The following is a 15188-nucleotide window of genomic DNA, read 5'->3' on the forward strand; positions in this document are numbered from 1 at the left end:
CGGAGTCTGTACGTGCGCTGTGAACCGACTAGTCCCAGGCGAGATTGTCCAGATCCACCCCTTCCGCCTGCGCTTGCGCCTCAATCAGCTGACGCAAATAGTCGGCATTACCGCGGTAGGTCTCGTTAAACCGCGGGTCCTCGCAGTACATGCGCGCCAGGATCACCTGCTTGGACCTCGACACCGGGTACCACTGGGCGATGAGGGCGCGGTGCTTGTCGACGATTACCTTCGCCTCCTCGCCGCCCGGTTCAAGTCCTGCGTCCGCGGCCTCCTCTAGCTCGGCCGCAAAGTTCTCATGGTCCACTGAGAATTCCTCCCAGTCCTTCTTTCCCATCGAATCTGCGACGGCCGCACTGGCCGCCCATTCTTTGCTGTCTCCCCACTTCTCGTGGGCTTCTTCCTGCAGTTGGGGCCATGCGTCACCCAGGTTCCGCACTTTTTGGCTGGGGCTTAGGTTCTTATCCATTTCAGTCTCCTCAATTAGTCTTTCCACTGCGTACAACATGGCGTCGACGTCGGCTCGCCGCTTCTGCAAGGCCTCGTGTTGGGCGCGGAGGCGGGCCAGGGTGGCTGCGGAAGGGGCGTCGAGAAGCACTGCGATGTCTTTCAGCTCAATCCCGACGCTGCGATAAATCAGGATGTCCATCCCGCGTTGCACGTCATCTTCGGTGTAGAGGCGGTGATCGCCCCCGGTGCGCCACTGGGGGCTAAGCAGGCCGATGTCATCCCAGTGCCGCAGGGTGCGGGTGGTGACTTTCAAAATGCCGGCCACATCGCCGATGCTGTAGTCGTTACGCATGTCGTTGAGCCTAAAAGTTGACGTCGCGTTAAGTGCAACTCCATCCACTCGGCAGGTGTTTTTGCCTACGATAATGAAGCATGACGCAAGCCTCGACACGCACTGACCGCCTCACCGTGGCTGCCTGGGCCCTGTGGGACTGGGGTTCGGCCGCCTTCAACGCGGTGCTCGTGACGTTTATTTTCTCGGTCTACCTCACCGACTCGGTGGGCCAGCAGATTGACTCGCAGTTCACCCCGGCGCAGTGGCTGTCGTGGTCCATGACGGTGGCGGGCCTGGTGATCTTTGCGGTGACCCCCGTGATGGGGCAGCGCTCTGACCGGTTGGGCACGCGGCGTCGCGCGCTGGGCTTCTGGTCGCTGCTGACCTTCCTGGTCATGGCCAGCCTGTTCTTCATCCGCAATGATGCGCCCGCGTATTTCTGGCTCGGCCTCATCGGCCTAGCGGTAGGTTCGGTGACCATCCAATTCGCGGAGGTCAACTACTTTGCCCAACTCAACCAGGTGGCCACCGAGGACAAGGTGGGCCGCGTATCCGGCCTGGGCTGGTCGGCAGGCTATTTCGGCGGCATCGTACTGCTGCTCATCTGCTACTTCGGCTTCGTCTCCGGCGAGGGCGGCGGACTGGGGCTGTCCACGGAGGGTGGCTGGAATATTCGGCTCGTGGCACTGCTTTCGGCGGCGTGGTTTGGGCTGTCTGCCATCCCCGTGTTGCTGCGCGTGCCGGAGATTGCGCCGTCGGGTGAATCGACGGGCGGTGTGGCGGAGTCTTACCGCGAGCTGTGGCGCACGGTGCGAACGCTGTGGCGGGAGGACCGCAATGCCTTTGCGTTCCTCTTTGCTTCTGCCATCTTCCGCGATGGCCTGTCCGCGGTGTTTAGCTTCGGGGCCGTGCTGGGCGTATCCGTCTATGGGCTTTCGCCTGGCGACGTCCTCATCTTCGGTGTTGCCGCCAACGTTGCGGCCGCGCTGGGCGCGGTGGTCGGCGGGCTGATCGACGACCACGTGGGCCCCAAAGCCATCATCCTCACCTGCCTGGCCATCTTGACGCTCATGGCCGGGATCATGTTTGTGGCGCAGGGGCCGACGGCCTTCTGGATCTGCGGGCTCATCCTGTGTCTCTGCGTCGGACCGGCCCAGGCCTCCGCCCGCGGCTTCTTGGCGCGTGTGGCCCCGCCGGGGCGCGAAGGCGAGATGTTTGGCCTCTACGCCACGACCGGCCGAGCCGTGGCGTGGTTGACGCCCTTCCTCTTTGGCGTCTTCGTTTCCCTGCTCGGGCAGGGAGATCGGGGAGGCGTGCTCGCCATCGGGCTAGTCTTGCTCGTTGGCGCGCTGGTCCTCATCCCAGTCAAAGACCCCGCCAAGGAATAAAACCTTGGCGGGGGTAAACCCGCGAGCATGTCGATCTCTTCGGCGTGGGCCTCTTTTAATGTGTGGCGCTAACGCCGACACATTAAAAGTCCTGCGGGCGCGGAATATTGCGCAGGTTGGACTTCGCCATGGAGAGCATCTGGCCCACGCCGCCGCCGAAGACGGTGCGGGTTGCCGCCTTAGAGAATCCGAGCAGCTGCTCAAAGGTCAGCGTCGGCGGCAAGGAGAGGGCGTTGGGGTCCGTGACGACGTCGATAAGCGCAGGCCCGTCGTAGGCCAAGGCCTCCTTGATGAGGCGCGGCGCGTCCTTCGGATCCTCGATGCGGAAGTGCTTGATGCCCGCACCCTCCGCAATTTTGGCGTAGTTGACGTGCTCGTGGTCGGTCTCATGCTCCGGCAGGCCCTGGACCAGCATCTCCAGCTTGACCATGCCGAGGGAAGAGTTGTTGAACACGAACATCTTCACCGGCAGGTTGTGCAGCTTCACCGTGAGCAGCTCGCCCATGAGCATGGACAGCCCGCCGTCGCCGGAGAAGGTGATGACCTGGCGGTCCGGGTGCGCCGCCTGCGCACCGATGGCCATCGGCAGGGCGTTGGCCATGGTGCCGTGGCGGAAGGAACCGATCTGCTCGCGCTTACCGTTCGCAGTAATGTAGCGCGCGCCCCACACGTTGCACATACCGGTATCGACGGTGAAGATGGCGTCTTCATCGGCCTGCTGGTCAATGAGGTCGGCGATGTACTCCGGGTGGATCGGCGTGTGCTTCTCGACGCCGGAGGTGTAGGCCTCAACGACGTGATGCAGCTTGTCGTAGTGCTTTTTCAGCATCTTGTCGAGGAAGGAGCGGTCCTTCTTTTCATCGACGTGCGGCAGGATGTTCTCGATGGTGGCGGCGACATCGCCCGTCACCGGGTACTTGATGCGGGTGCGGCGGCCAATGTGGGAGCCATCGATGTCGACCTGGGCCACGTTGGCATCCGGCAGGAAGTCGTTATAGGGGAAGTCCGTGCCCAGCAGGATGAGCAGGTCTGCCTCGTGGGTGGCCTCGTGCGCCGCGCCGTAGCCGAGCAGGCCGGACATGCCGACGTCGAAGGGGTTGTCGTACTGGATGTACATCTTGCCGCCCAGGGCGTGGCCGATGGGAGCCTTGATCTTCTCGGCCAGCGCAAGGACCTGCTCGCGCGCGTCCTTGACGCCAGCACCGACGAAGAGGGCGACGGTCTTGGCCTCGTTGATGGCCTGGGTCAGCGCGGCGGCCTCTGCCGGGTCCGGGTAGACAACCGGACGGCCGGAGGAAATCACGGAGGAGGTGAAGGTGTCCTCTTCCGCCTCTTGAGTGGAGACATCACCCGGGATAACGAGGACGGACACGCCCTTGCCGGCCATGGTGCTCTGAATGGCATGGTGCAAGACCACGCCTCCCTGCTCAGCGGAGTTGACCATCTCGCAGTAGCCGGAGCACTCCTGAAAGATGGCCTCAGGGTGGGTTTCCTGGAAGAACTTCGAGCCGATCTGGCGGGAAGGAATGTGGCTGGCTAGGGCAAGGACCTTGGCGCCGTTGCGGTGGGCGTCGTAAAGCCCCTGAATAAGGTGCGTATTTCCCGGGCCGCAGGAGGCGGCGCACACGGCGAGGTTGCCGGTGGTGAGGGAATCCGCCTCAGCGGCGAATGCCGCGGCCTCTTCGTTGCGGACGTGGACCCACTCGATGGAGGACTGCCGCACCGCGTCCACGATGGGGTTGAGGGAATCACCGACAAGCCCATAGATGCGCTTAACTCCCTGGGCTTCCAAGGTTTCTACGAGTTGCGTGGCGTAATTGCGTGCCATGTTGTACCTCTCTAACTTTTATCGCTAACGGACCCCAGTGTTCTCCCTCCCGGTGGTGTTTCGCCACCATAAAGCTGCCTTCTCACGTCACGCGCACTTTGTGACTTTAACAACAAGTCAACATTCAAGACTTTGAAACTGTAACGACCGTTCGCTATAGTTTCGCAGCATGACAGACGTTCACACGAAAGCCTCCGCAGAGGCCTTAAGCACCTCAGCGACCCGACGGTGGATCTTTTTTAGTGTCATCTCCTTGGGTCTGCTCATGATCGGCTTGGACAACTCGATCCTTTACACTGCCCTGCCGGAGCTCTCCGAGCAGCTGCACGCCACCTCGCTGCAGCAGCTGTGGATCATCAACGCCTACGCGCTCATGCTCGCCGGCCTCCTCCTAGGCACCGGCACGTTAGGTGACAAGATCGGTCACCGCCGCATGTTCGTCATCGGCCTGTGGGTCTTCGGCATCGCTTCGCTGGCCGCCGCACTCGCCCCCGGCGCGTGGGAGCTCGTCGCCGCTCGCGCCTTCCTAGGTCTCGGTGCGTCCATCATGATGCCCGCTACCCTGGCGCTGATTCGCCTGACCTTTGAGGATGAGATTGAGCGCAACACCGCCATCGGCATTTGGGGCTCCATCGCCGTCGTCGGCGCGGCGGCGGGCCCCACGGTAGGCGGCTTCTTGCTCGAGCATTTCTGGTGGGGATCGGTCTTTTTGGTCAACGTGCCCATCGTCATCATCGCGCTCATCCTCACCGCCTTCCTCGCCCCGCCTAATGTGGCGAACCCGGCGAAGCAGTGGGATTTCTTGTCTTCCCTTTACGCGCTGATCACGCTGGCTTCGCTGGTGCTCGTCATCAAGTCTGTCGCCAGCTCCCATCTCAACGCCATGCTTATTGGCGGCGCGCTGGCTGCCTGTCTCATCGGTGCCATCCTCTTCACTCGCCGCCAGCACAAACTGAAGGAGCCGCTTCTCACCTTCGATATCTTCCGCTCGCCCATCTTCAGCGGCGGCGTGTTGGCCGCAGCCGGCGCCATGTTTGGCATGGCAGGGCTGGAAATGACCACCACGCAGAAGCTGCAGTTGGTGGACCTCTACTCCCCGCTGCACGCTGGGCTCATCATTTCCCTCATCGCGATTGCGGCGCTGCCGATGTCCGCGCTGGGCGGGGCTAACCTGCACCGCTGGGGTTTCTTGCCCATCATCGCTGGCGGCTTCCTCGCCATGGCAGCGGGCATTGGCGGCGTGGTGTGGGGCGGCACGCACGAGGTCTTCCCCGCATACCTGGCTGGTCTGTTCATCACTGGCCTCGGCGCGGGGTTCGTGATGTCGGTGTCCTCCACTGCCATCATCGGTGCCGCTCCTGCGTCACGCTCCGGCATGGCCGCGGGCGTGGAGGAAGTGTCTTATGAATTCGGTACGCTGCTGTCCATTGCGGTCACTGGATCAGTGCTGCCGATGCTCTACAAGAGCGGGCTCCCCGAGGACATCCAGGACTTAGGCATGGAAGCACTCCACAACCCCGCACTCGCGGAGGCCGCCGGCGCCGCGTATAACGACGCCTACCTAGCCACCGCCGCTGGGCTCGGCGTAGTCATGCTCATTTTTGCCGCGGTCACCGGCTGGTGCTTCCGCAGCAATCCAACCTCAGGAGGTGCCGATGCCACGCGTTAGTAAAAAGGTCGAGGCGCTCGAAAAGGCGCTCGCCATCATCGAAGAGGATGGCGTCCACGCACTGACCTACGATTCCTTGGCCACCGCAACGGGTATGAGTAAGTCTGGGCTCATCTACCACTTCCCCACCCGCCACGAGCTGCTCATTGACTGCCACAAGCTCTGCGCGGAGCGCTGGGAGGAAGAGCTCGTCGGTCTCTCCGACGGCAAGACGGCAGACCAGCTGAGCCCACGCCAGCGCTACCGTGCCGCGCTGGAGTCCATGGGAAAGAATGACCCGCTCATTGAATTGCTCATGTCCATCCACTCACAGTCCCATCCGGACTTCCAGAAGGTGTGGAGGGACGTCGACAGGCGCTGGCTCCCCGATCCTGTCTCGGAGGATGAATCCGTCGTGCTGGCCTCGATCATCGCCGACGGCCTGTGGGTCCACGATCACCTCACCGACCGCCCCCTGCCGCCGCAAAGGCGCCGCGCGCTTATCGACGTCGCCTTGGGCCACCTCGCCGAATAGGCCCTAAAAGAGAGAAAGGGCCTTGAAAAAGGCCCTTTTGAGCTGGAGACGAGACTTGAACTCGCAACCTACGGTTTACAAGACCGTTGCGCTACCGATTGCGCCACTCCAGCACCGCGGCTCATCCGCTATGGGGAATCGTACCTGAGCCCACCCCATGGACGGAAAGCCAGGGTGGTTGCACTGCGAAAAAGCGGCCGTCAGGGGCCCGAAAAGCACTGGCAGGTGCATAAATCCGCGGCAGTTACTAAAGTGCTGACTTACCGAACCCAGAAGTGTTGTTGAGGTCTTTCTTTTCCGTGTCTGTTCTTTCTTCCTTGCGCCAGCGCCTGCTGTACCGGTCGGCTCCGGTCGCCACCATTGACGCCGCTAAGGCCGCACCGCCGCCCTCCCCGCTCGCCCCAGTCGATCTCACCGATCCGGCCCAGGTCACCGGCGTCATGGAGATCGCCGCGCGCGTCGGCGAAATCCTGATTGCAGCGGGCTCAGCCAATACCGACGTGCAGGCACAGATTCACCTCGTCGCATCCTCCTATGGCCTGCACTACTGCCACGTGTCGATCCTGATGAACACCATCACTATCCACACCGCCATCGGCACAGGGCCGGATCGGCACAACCTCCACGTCTTCCGCGTGGCGCCGAGCATCGCCGTGGATTTCACCAAACTATCCGCCGTTGACAGGCTCATCCGCTCCATCCATTCCGGTGCTACGCCACCGGCAATGGCGGAGAAGATCTTGGATGACATCGATGCGATGAAGAACCCCTATTCCAAGACCACCATCGTCAGCGCGTGGGGTGCCATGGGTGGATTCATCGCCGTGATGCTGGGCGGTGACCTTCTCGTCGGTGTTGTCACCTTCCTCATTTCGGCACTCATCATGGGCACGAATATGTTCCTCGCCGGCTACCGGCTGCCGCCGTTCTATCAGAACCTTGTCGGCGGCCTGCTTGCCGTCATTCCCGCGGCCATCCTCTACAACGTTTTCGCGCGATTTGGCATCCAGATGCTACCCTCCCAAATCATCGGTTCCGGCATCGTCGTGCTGGTGGCGGGACTAACGCTCGTACAGTGCCTCGTGGACGGCATCACCCGCGCACCCGTGACCTCGTCCGCGAAGTTCTTTGAGGCTCTCATGTCCACCGGCGCCATCATCGCCGGCGTGGGCCTGGGTATCCAGGTGGCGTCGTGGTTGGGCTTTAGCCTTCCCCCACTAGCCACGCTCGCCCCGCCCGTCTATCACCAAATCCCACTGCTCGTACTGTGCGGCGGCATCGGCTCCGCCGCCTTTGCGCTGGCGCTGGGAGCCTCCTGGTCCGAGGTCACCATCTCCGGTCTCACGGCCGCCGCCGGTATGGTGTTCTACTACTTCCTCGTCGTCTTCTTGGGCGTCGGGGCCGTCATTGCCTCGGGCATTTCTGCCGCAGCGGTGGGCTTGGCCGGCGGCCTACTCTCCCGTCGCTACATGATGCCGCCACTCATCACTATGATCGTGGGCTATACGCCCATGCTTCCAGGCCTGACGTTGTACCGCGGCATGTACGCCATGCTCAACGAGCAGCTCATCACCGGCCTGACCAACCTGGCCAGCGCCCTCGCCATCGCCGGTGCACTTGCCGCCGGCGTCGTCTTCGGCGAGCGAGTCGCCCGCCGCCTGCGCCGCCCGCAGTACTTCCGCCCCTACACCGCCTTCAAGCGCCTAGGCACGTTCTCCTTCGCGCGCGCCACCCGCCTGGCGCAGCGCGCCCGCATTCCCCGCGTACCCCTGTCTCCCTTCGCCCCGCGCCACAATCTGCCGGCCCCGCCGCCGCAATATGGGCCCAAACCACCGACGCCCGCACAGCAGGCGCGCTTCCAGCAGGGCGATGCCATCACGGACATGTGGCCCGTTACCACGCAATTTCCGGCGCAGCGCCCCACCTACACGGTGCCCGGCAAAGATGACCCGAGCGCCCCAACGAAGTCGCAATAGCGTAGAATAGCCGGTCTGAAAGCTTTCATACTTCATCCCAGGAGGACTCCGTGCCACCAAAGGTCACAGATACCCAGCCCGCGGCTGACCAGACTCACGCAGTAGAGGAGGAGACCGCCCGCTCCGCGCGCCGCGTTGTCGCCACCTATGCGGAGGATTTCCTCGACGGCGTGACCCTCATGTCGATGCTGGGCGTCGAGCCAGAAGGCTTGGTCCACCGCAAGGTGCTGGCCGAGCAAGCCGATGCTGCCCCCAAGAAGAGCAGCAAGAAGGCCACGAAGAAGGCTTCTAAGAAATCCACGAAGAAGACGACTAAGAAGGCCACGAAGAAAGCCACCAAGAAGACAACTAAGAAGGCCACGAAGAAGGCAACTAAAAAGGCCGCAAAGAAGGCCTAGCTATGTCCGGGCGCACCAATAGCTTCGTCGTCGTTGCCAATCGCCTGCCGGTGGACCTCGAGACCGCCGCCGATGGCACCCGCGAGTGGAAGGCATCCCCCGGCGGCCTCGTCACCGCGCTCTCCCCGGTCTTGGAAGAACACCAGGGCTGCTGGGTGGGATGGCCGGGCGTAGCCGACGAAGCTCCCGAGCCCTTCACCACGGATAACGGTGTCCTCCTTCACCCGGTGCGCCTGACACAGGAGGATTTTGAGGCCTTCTATGAGGGCTTTTCCAACGCCACCCTGTGGCCGCTCTACCACGACCTCATCGTCACCCCCGTCTACAACCGCGACTGGTGGGATGCCTACCGCGAGGTCAACCTGCGTTTTGCCAACGAGGTAGCAGCCGTCGCCGCAGAGAATGCCACGGTGTGGGTGCAGGACTATCAGCTCCAGCTCGTCCCCGGCATCCTGCGCCAGCTACGCCCCGACCTCACCATTGGATTCTTCCTGCACATTCCCTTCCCCTCCCCGGATCTCTTCCGCCAGTTGCCGTGGCGTGAGGAGTTGGTGCGGGGGCTTCTCGACGCCAACCTGATCGGCTTCCACCTCGAATCCAACGCCCGCAATTTCTTGGAGCTGGCCCGCACCCAAGGGCTGGACGTAGAAGGGGAGGTCAGCACCCGCGCGGTCACCGCTCGCATCGTGACCGGTAGCGGGCATTCTGTCGGGGTAGGCGCTTTCCCCATTTCTATTGCGGCGGGTGAATTCGCTGACGGTGGCGATGCGGGGGACGTCGCCCAGCTGCGCGCTGAGCTGGGGAACCCCAAGCACGTCATTTTGGGTGTGGACCGCCTGGATTACACGAAGGGGATCCTGCAGCGCCTCACCGCCTTCGAGGAGCTCCTCGAGACCGGTGCGCTGGACCCACACGAGGTAACCTTCGTCCAGCTGGCTACTCCTTCGCGCGAACGCATCGACCATTACCGCGCCACGCGTTCAAAGGTGGAGGAGGCCGTGGGCCGCATCAATGGCCGCTTTGGGCGCCTCGGCGCGCCGGTGGTGCATTACCAGCACAGTTCCGTACCGAAGGACGTCCTGCGGCGTTATTACCGGCTCGCGGACATCATGCTGGTCACGCCATTTAAGGACGGCATGAACCTAGTGGCCAAGGAATACGTGGCCTCCCACGGCGACGGCACAGGTGCACTCGTGCTCTCCGAGTTTGCGGGCGCGGCAGCAGAGCTTACCCAAGCCAACCTGTGCAACCCCTTCGACATCGAATCCATCAAGCGCGCCCTACTCTCCGCGGTCAAAGCACTGGAGGAATTCCCCGAGACCATGCGCGAGCGCATGATTGCTATGAACGAGCAGGTGTGTCAGCACGATATCGCGCTGTGGTCGCAGTCCTTCCTCGGCGCTTTGGACCAGGAGGAAGCATGATGCGGCGCCGGCTCACCGCTGTGCTCAGTACTGTGCTGCTTGCGCTTGGCCTAGCTGGATGCAGCTCCGCTGAGGAGGAACCTGCCCCGCGCGGCGATGACCGCATCGTGGGCAAGGATTGGCAGGTCATCAACCTCTACACCTCACCGGACGCTCCTTCCTCCCTCCCTGCCGATACTGCACACGTGCCCCATATGAGCTTCGGTGAGCACACCGCGGTGGGCTCAACTGGCTGCGTACCGTTTACCGCTGAGGTGTCCTTCCACAAGGATGACAAAACCTCCACGATCTGGGAGGGCGATATCATGCGGGTGGAGAAAGCCACCTATGAAAGCCCACCGCGAAGCGGCGACTGCGAGGGCTCGATGCAATGGGCTGATTCGCTGATGCGCAACCTCATCGCCGAAGGCCATGAGTTCGACTTCGCGCTCAACCCCAACAACCAACTCGTGTTGACGCTGCGCACCGACAAGGTGGATTCACCGATTATCCGCATGGCCGCGCTATAGCTCCGAAGTTTCAGCGCTAGGGTGGGGAGCATGATTGATGCTCTCGCCGCCGCCGAACATTTAGCGGTTGTTTCCGACTTCGATGGCACCTTGGCCGGCTTCGCGCGCAACGCCTACGCAGTGCGCCCCGAGCAGCGCTCGCTGGATGCTCTCGCTGCCTTGGCGCAACTACCTAACACCACCGCGGCAGTGCTCTCTGGGCGCCACCTCGATGGCCTGATGCGAGTATGCCCGCTGCGCGAGCCGGTGCTTTTTGGTGGCTCGCATGGGGCCGAATCCTCGTGGGAAGAATCCGCGCTCACCCCGGAGATGGAAGCCTACTTGGCCAAGAAGGAAGCGGAAATCAAGGAGATTATCGCCCGCCACCCCGGCGCGGAGCTGGAGGTTAAACCCTTCCAGCGCGTGCTGCACCTGCGGGCGCTGGAGTTGCAAGACCCAGACGCCGCCGCTGCTGCTTATGCGGAAGGCGAGGCCTTAAGCGCCGATGGTTTCCCCAAGACTGCGGGCAAGTGCGTCGTCGAGTTCTCCGCAACGCAGGCCACGAAGGGCACGTGGATTGACAAGCTTCGTCACCGCGTCGGGGCCACAGCGGTGGTCTTTTTAGGGGATGACACCACCGACGAAGACGGCTTCGCCGCGCTCAATCAGCCGCCGGACCTCGGTGTCAAGGTTGGTGAGGGCGCAACGCAGGCGGCGCTGCGCGTGCCCGATATCGCGGCGGTGACAGAGTTCCTCGAAGAACTCGCCGCCGCTCGCGCGCAGCACAGCTCTTAAGCCCCGACCGGCGCCACGGTGCGCCCCGGGCGGAAGGTGGTCTCCAACAACACGCGCGGCACCTCGCCGCGCCCCTCGATGAGGCTGGCCAGCATGCGCCCCGCCGCCGCCCCCTTTTCCTTGTTCGGCTGCACGACGGTGCTCAGGCCCAGCGCCAGGGCCGGCGCGATGCCATCGAAGCCGGTGACGGAGAGCTGCTCGGGAACCGCGATTCCATGATCGCGCGCATAAGCCATAACCCCGAGCGCCATCGAATCCGTCGTGCACAACACCGCGGTGAGATCCGGGTACTTAGTCAGCAGCTCCTCCGCGGCCGCGTAAGCCGTACGCGAATCGTTGATGTGTCGCGTCACCACGGGGATGTCTGCAGGATCGAGTCCCGCGTCTGCAAAAACATCGAGCGCACCCAATACACGTGAGCGCTGCACGTGCATGTCCGCCGCGGCCAGTTGTGCGGCCGTCACTTCGCCGTCGAGGCGCTCGCGGTGTAGGCGGATGGCAAGGATACCGATGCGGGTATGGGAGGCGTCGACAAGCGCCTGCGCCGCCGGGGCAATCGCGGCGCGGTCATCGATGCCCACGAAGGGCAGGCCGGAATCCGTGGGCTGGTCACACACCACCACCGGCAGGCCACGGCGCTGCACGGCGTCGAGGTAAGCATCTCCCGCTGCCACGGAATAGACCACGAAACCGTCGACGGCAGCCGAACCTACGAGCTGCGCTGCCTGGGCGTCGTTGGGCGCGCCGGCGGTATCCGGCCCGGCAGGGATGAGAGTCAACGTCGTGCTCGCCCCCGCCGAGGCCTCCGCCATGCCGGCGAGGAAGTCCACAGAAGCCATGTCCTCGAAGGCATAGGAAAGGTGCTCGGTGAGCAGAACACCCAGTGAACCTTGGCGGCGCGTGCGCAAGCTGCGTGCGGTGGGATCCGGGCCTGTGTATCCACGCTCAGCCGCGGCGGCGAGGATGCGCTCGCGGGTGGCAGGCGCCAGCTGGTCCGGCCGGTTGTACGCGTTGGACACCGTGGTGGGCGAAACCCCAAGTTCGGCCGCTAGGGAGGCCAGCGTCGTGCTGCGTTTGGACATGACGGCAACATTACCCTTTTTCAACTCATTATCATTTGACAACAATTTTCACTAAACGTAGAAATAGGGGCATGACCACTTCCCTCTCACGCCGTGCTTTCCGACGTCCCACCGCTCTCCTCTTCGCAGCCACCCTGGGCGCCGCTTCGCTCACCGCCTGTTCTTCCAGCGGCGATAACGCCGATGGCGGCTCGGATGCCGGTTCCGACAAGGAGACCATTCAGGTCGTCGCCTCGACCTCCATCTGGGCTGATGTGGCCCAGGCGGTCGTCAACACCGCGCAGACCGACGTGAACATCGACGTTCACCCCATCGTGAGCGGTAACAGCGTGGACCCACACCACTTCGAGCCCACCGCCGCGGACATCGCCCGCGCCAACGAGGCTGACGTCATCATCGCCGGTGGCGGCGGTTACGACGCCTGGCTTTACCAGGCCGTCAAGAACCAGGACCAGATCATTCACGCGCTCCCGCTTACCGCTCACGATCATGGTGGCCATGACCATGACGAGCATGATCATGGCGAGGAACACGAGCATGATCATGAAGAAGGGCACGACCATGCGCACGACCATGACGAGCGTGCGCATGACCATGCGCACGAACACGGGCATGACCATGACCACGCTCACGAAGGCGACACCGTGACCATGGACGAGGCCAAGAAGATCGCCGCCGAGCACCCCGAGCAGGTCACCAACATCGATGGCAACGAGCACGTGTGGTACGACGCCGCAGCCATCGAGAAGGTGGCGACCGAAGTGGCCGAGCTCGTTAACGAGACCAACCCAGAGGCTAAGGCCACCGCCGATCCGCTAGTCGAGCGCGTGGAGGGCCTGAAGGCACGCATCGAGAAGCTCCCGCAGCGCAACTACGCGCAGACCGAGCCCATCGCGGACTACATCTTCAAGTACACCGACAGCACCGACGCCACCCCGGAGGGCTACCGCAAGGCCACCGTCGCTGAGGGCGAGCCCACCGCCGCCGATTTGGCCCGCTTCCTTGAGGACATCAAGCAGGACAAGATCGACCTGCTCATCTTTAACCCACAGACCGAAACCGACATGACCAAGCGCATCCGCGCCGCCGCCGAGGATAAGAACATCCCGGTGGTAGAGATTGGTGAAACCCCGCCGGAGGGGACCAACTTCCTCGACTACTACGAGGAAGTCGTCAACGCACTCGAGGCTGTGTAAGTGCTCATCTCTTTTAAGAACGCCGCAGTAGAACCGCTGTGGTCGGACATGAACCTCGCCGTAGACCGCGGCGAGTTCATCGCCGTTTTAGGCCCCAACGGCGTGGGCAAATCCACGCTCCTCGGCACTATCTTGGGTACCCGCCAGCTCACCGCGGGCAGCGTAGATATCAACTGCCGTGTGGGCTTTATCCCGCAGCAAAGGATGTTCCCTCAGGACCTGCCCCTGCGCGCCCGAGACCTCGTGTCGCTGTCCCTGGCGCATGGCACGCTGCGCAACCGACGTCCTGCCCGGGGGCGCGTGGACGAGCTCCTCGCCGAAGTCGGTGCCACCGGCATCGCTGACCGCCGCGTGGGCCAGCTCTCGGGCGGGCAGCAACAGCTCATCCGCCAAGCCCAGGCCCTAGCCAACGACCCAGAGCTCATCCTCGCGGACGAGCCGCTCTTGTCCTTGGACCCGGCGCGGCAGCAGGCGACCGTCGAGAAGCTCAATGCGTGGCGCCACGAGCGCGGCACCTCCGTGCTTTTTGTTACCCACGGAATCAACCCGGTACTGGGCGTCGTGGATAAGGTGCTCTACCTCGCGCCCAATGGTCACACGTTCGGCCCGGTCGACGAAGTCATGCGCTCCGAGGTGCTCTCGGAGCTCTATGGCTCTTCCGTGACCGTCCTCAACCTCGATGGGAGGCTCATCGTTGTCTAAGTTCATCGAGGACACCCAGTACCTGCTAGGTGTTGATTTCGTCCAGTCCTCGCTCATCGCCTGCGCGCTGCTGGGAATCCTCTCCGGAGTGATGACCTCGCTCATCGTCCTGCGCCAAATGTCCTTCTCCGTGCACGCTACCTCGGAGCTCGCGCTTATGGGCGCGGCCGCCGCTTTGCTGTTCGGCCTCAACATCGGCTTCGGCGCGATTGCCGGCGCCATCGTCGCGGCCATCATCCTGGCGGTGCTGGGGCTCAAAGGACAACAGGACAGCGCTATTGGCGTGGTCATGAGCTTCGGCCTCGGCCTTTCGGTGCTCTTCCTGCACCTCTACCCCGGCAACGCCAAGACCGCGATGACGCTGCTCACTGGCCAGATCGTCGGTGTGTCCTCCGCCTCGGTGTGGCTGCTCGCCGCCACGACCGCCATCGTGGTTGCTGTCGTGGTGCTCTTCTGGCGCCCGCTGCTTTTCGCCTCCGCGGACCCCGTCATGGCCCAGGCGGCCGGCCTGCCGGTCAGGTGGCTCGCGGTGGGTTTCGCCATCCTCGTGGGTCTGACGGCCGCGCAGTCGGTGCAGATTGTCGGCTCGCTGTTGGTCATGGCGCTGCTCATCACCCCGGGTGCCGCGGCGGTGCAGGTAACTTCCTCCCCGCTGCGCGCGGTGGTGTGGTCCACCATCTTCGCGGAAGTCTCCGCCGTGGGCGGCCTGGTCCTCTCCCTGGCGCCGGGCCTGCCCGTCTCGGTCTTCGTCACGAGCATCTCTTTTGTTATTTACCTGGTCTGCCGCGGCATCGGCTGGGCTCGCAGCCGCAAGGCCGTCCGCGACGACGTCGCCGCCCGCCGCGCCTCCCAGGAACACTTCCGCGCCGCCACCGATCGCGCCGACGCCGAGACACACCACACCTCGACGCACGATGAGCACTGCGCGCATCAGGATTAGGCTA

General features: G+C 63.4%; 14 protein-coding genes and 1 tRNA gene. 11 read left to right on the top strand and 4 right to left on the bottom strand.

Annotated elements, in window-relative coordinates:
- Positions 1-28: 28 nt before the first annotated feature.
- Positions 29-802: a MerR family transcriptional regulator gene (locus HMPREF2635_RS04625; protein ID WP_070546752.1), complete on the bottom strand. Its 774-nt coding sequence runs from the start codon at positions 800-802 to the stop codon at positions 29-31.
- Between the two features lie 80 nt (positions 803-882).
- Between HMPREF2635_RS04625 and HMPREF2635_RS04630 the strand changes: the two genes are divergently transcribed.
- The gene (locus HMPREF2635_RS04630; RefSeq protein WP_070546754.1) at positions 883-2172 is read left to right on the top strand and encodes an MFS transporter; all 1290 of its coding nucleotides are present in this window, start codon (positions 883-885) and stop codon (positions 2170-2172) included.
- Between the two features lie 82 nt (positions 2173-2254).
- Here the strand turns inward: HMPREF2635_RS04630 and HMPREF2635_RS04635 are convergent, their stop codons facing one another.
- Positions 2255-4000, bottom strand: a complete 1746-nt coding sequence (locus HMPREF2635_RS04635; protein ID WP_070546757.1) for a pyruvate dehydrogenase — start codon at positions 3998-4000, stop codon at positions 2255-2257.
- Positions 4001-4169: 169 nt separating this feature from the next.
- On the opposite strand from HMPREF2635_RS04635, the gene HMPREF2635_RS04640 reads away from it, so the two are divergent.
- Both HMPREF2635_RS04640 and HMPREF2635_RS04645 read left to right on the top strand, forming a co-directional pair.
- Positions 4170-5669, top strand: a complete 1500-nt coding sequence (locus tag HMPREF2635_RS04640; protein ID WP_070546760.1) for an MFS transporter — start codon at positions 4170-4172, stop codon at positions 5667-5669.
- On the top strand, positions 5656-6183 hold the full coding sequence (locus HMPREF2635_RS04645; protein ID WP_046649279.1) for a TetR/AcrR family transcriptional regulator: 528 nt from the start codon (positions 5656-5658) through the stop codon (positions 6181-6183). The genes HMPREF2635_RS04640 and HMPREF2635_RS04645 overlap by 14 nt, the downstream gene beginning before the upstream one ends.
- A gap of 40 nt (positions 6184-6223) precedes the next feature.
- Here HMPREF2635_RS04645 and HMPREF2635_RS04650 read toward each other — a convergent pair.
- Positions 6224-6296 (bottom strand) — tRNA-Thr (locus tag HMPREF2635_RS04650).
- Between the two features lie 186 nt (positions 6297-6482).
- Between HMPREF2635_RS04650 and HMPREF2635_RS04655 the strand changes: the two genes are divergently transcribed.
- The 5 genes from HMPREF2635_RS04655 to otsB are packed head-to-tail and all read left to right on the top strand — an operon-like array spanning position 6483 to position 11264.
- A complete protein-coding gene (locus HMPREF2635_RS04655; RefSeq protein ID WP_046649278.1) occupies positions 6483-8159 on the top strand; it encodes a threonine/serine exporter ThrE in 1677 nt (558 codons plus the stop codon).
- A gap of 50 nt (positions 8160-8209) precedes the next feature.
- Positions 8210-8557, top strand: coding sequence for a hypothetical protein (locus HMPREF2635_RS04660; protein WP_046649277.1), 348 nt, complete (start codon positions 8210-8212; stop codon positions 8555-8557).
- A gap of 2 nt (positions 8558-8559) precedes the next feature.
- Positions 8560-9981, top strand: a complete 1422-nt coding sequence (locus HMPREF2635_RS04665) for an alpha,alpha-trehalose-phosphate synthase (UDP-forming) (protein WP_046649276.1) — start codon at positions 8560-8562, stop codon at positions 9979-9981.
- On the top strand, positions 9978-10490 hold the full coding sequence (locus HMPREF2635_RS04670) for a hypothetical protein (protein ID WP_046649275.1): 513 nt from the start codon (positions 9978-9980) through the stop codon (positions 10488-10490). Before HMPREF2635_RS04665 ends, HMPREF2635_RS04670 begins: the two co-directional genes overlap by 4 nt.
- Before the next feature lie 30 nt (positions 10491-10520).
- Positions 10521-11264 (top strand): trehalose-phosphatase, encoded by a 744-nt coding sequence (otsB, locus tag HMPREF2635_RS04675; RefSeq protein WP_070821333.1) that lies wholly within the window; start codon positions 10521-10523, stop codon positions 11262-11264.
- On the opposite strand, the gene HMPREF2635_RS04680 is transcribed toward otsB, so the two are convergent.
- Positions 11261-12346: a LacI family DNA-binding transcriptional regulator gene (locus HMPREF2635_RS04680; protein WP_070511070.1), complete on the bottom strand. Its 1086-nt coding sequence runs from the start codon at positions 12344-12346 to the stop codon at positions 11261-11263. The two genes, otsB and HMPREF2635_RS04680, sit on opposite strands and share 4 nt — an antisense overlap.
- Before the next feature lie 71 nt (positions 12347-12417).
- Between HMPREF2635_RS04680 and HMPREF2635_RS04685 the strand changes: the two genes are divergently transcribed.
- From HMPREF2635_RS04685 to HMPREF2635_RS04695, 3 genes are read left to right on the top strand one after another with little or no spacing between them, the layout of a single operon-like run.
- A complete protein-coding gene (locus HMPREF2635_RS04685; RefSeq protein WP_070546305.1) occupies positions 12418-13542 on the top strand; it encodes a metal ABC transporter solute-binding protein, Zn/Mn family in 1125 nt (374 codons plus the stop codon).
- Positions 13543-14244: a metal ABC transporter ATP-binding protein gene (locus HMPREF2635_RS04690; RefSeq protein WP_070821334.1), complete on the top strand. Its 702-nt coding sequence runs from the start codon at positions 13543-13545 to the stop codon at positions 14242-14244.
- The gene (locus HMPREF2635_RS04695; RefSeq protein ID WP_210401589.1) at positions 14222-15184 is read left to right on the top strand and encodes a metal ABC transporter permease; all 963 of its coding nucleotides are present in this window, start codon (positions 14222-14224) and stop codon (positions 15182-15184) included. The genes HMPREF2635_RS04690 and HMPREF2635_RS04695 overlap by 23 nt, the downstream gene beginning before the upstream one ends.
- Positions 15185-15188 lie beyond the last annotated feature (4 nt).

The sequence above is a fragment of the Corynebacterium sp. HMSC035E02 genome (assembly GCF_001836065.1).
In the GTDB taxonomy this organism is placed as follows: domain Bacteria; phylum Actinomycetota; class Actinomycetes; order Mycobacteriales; family Mycobacteriaceae; genus Corynebacterium; species Corynebacterium hiratae.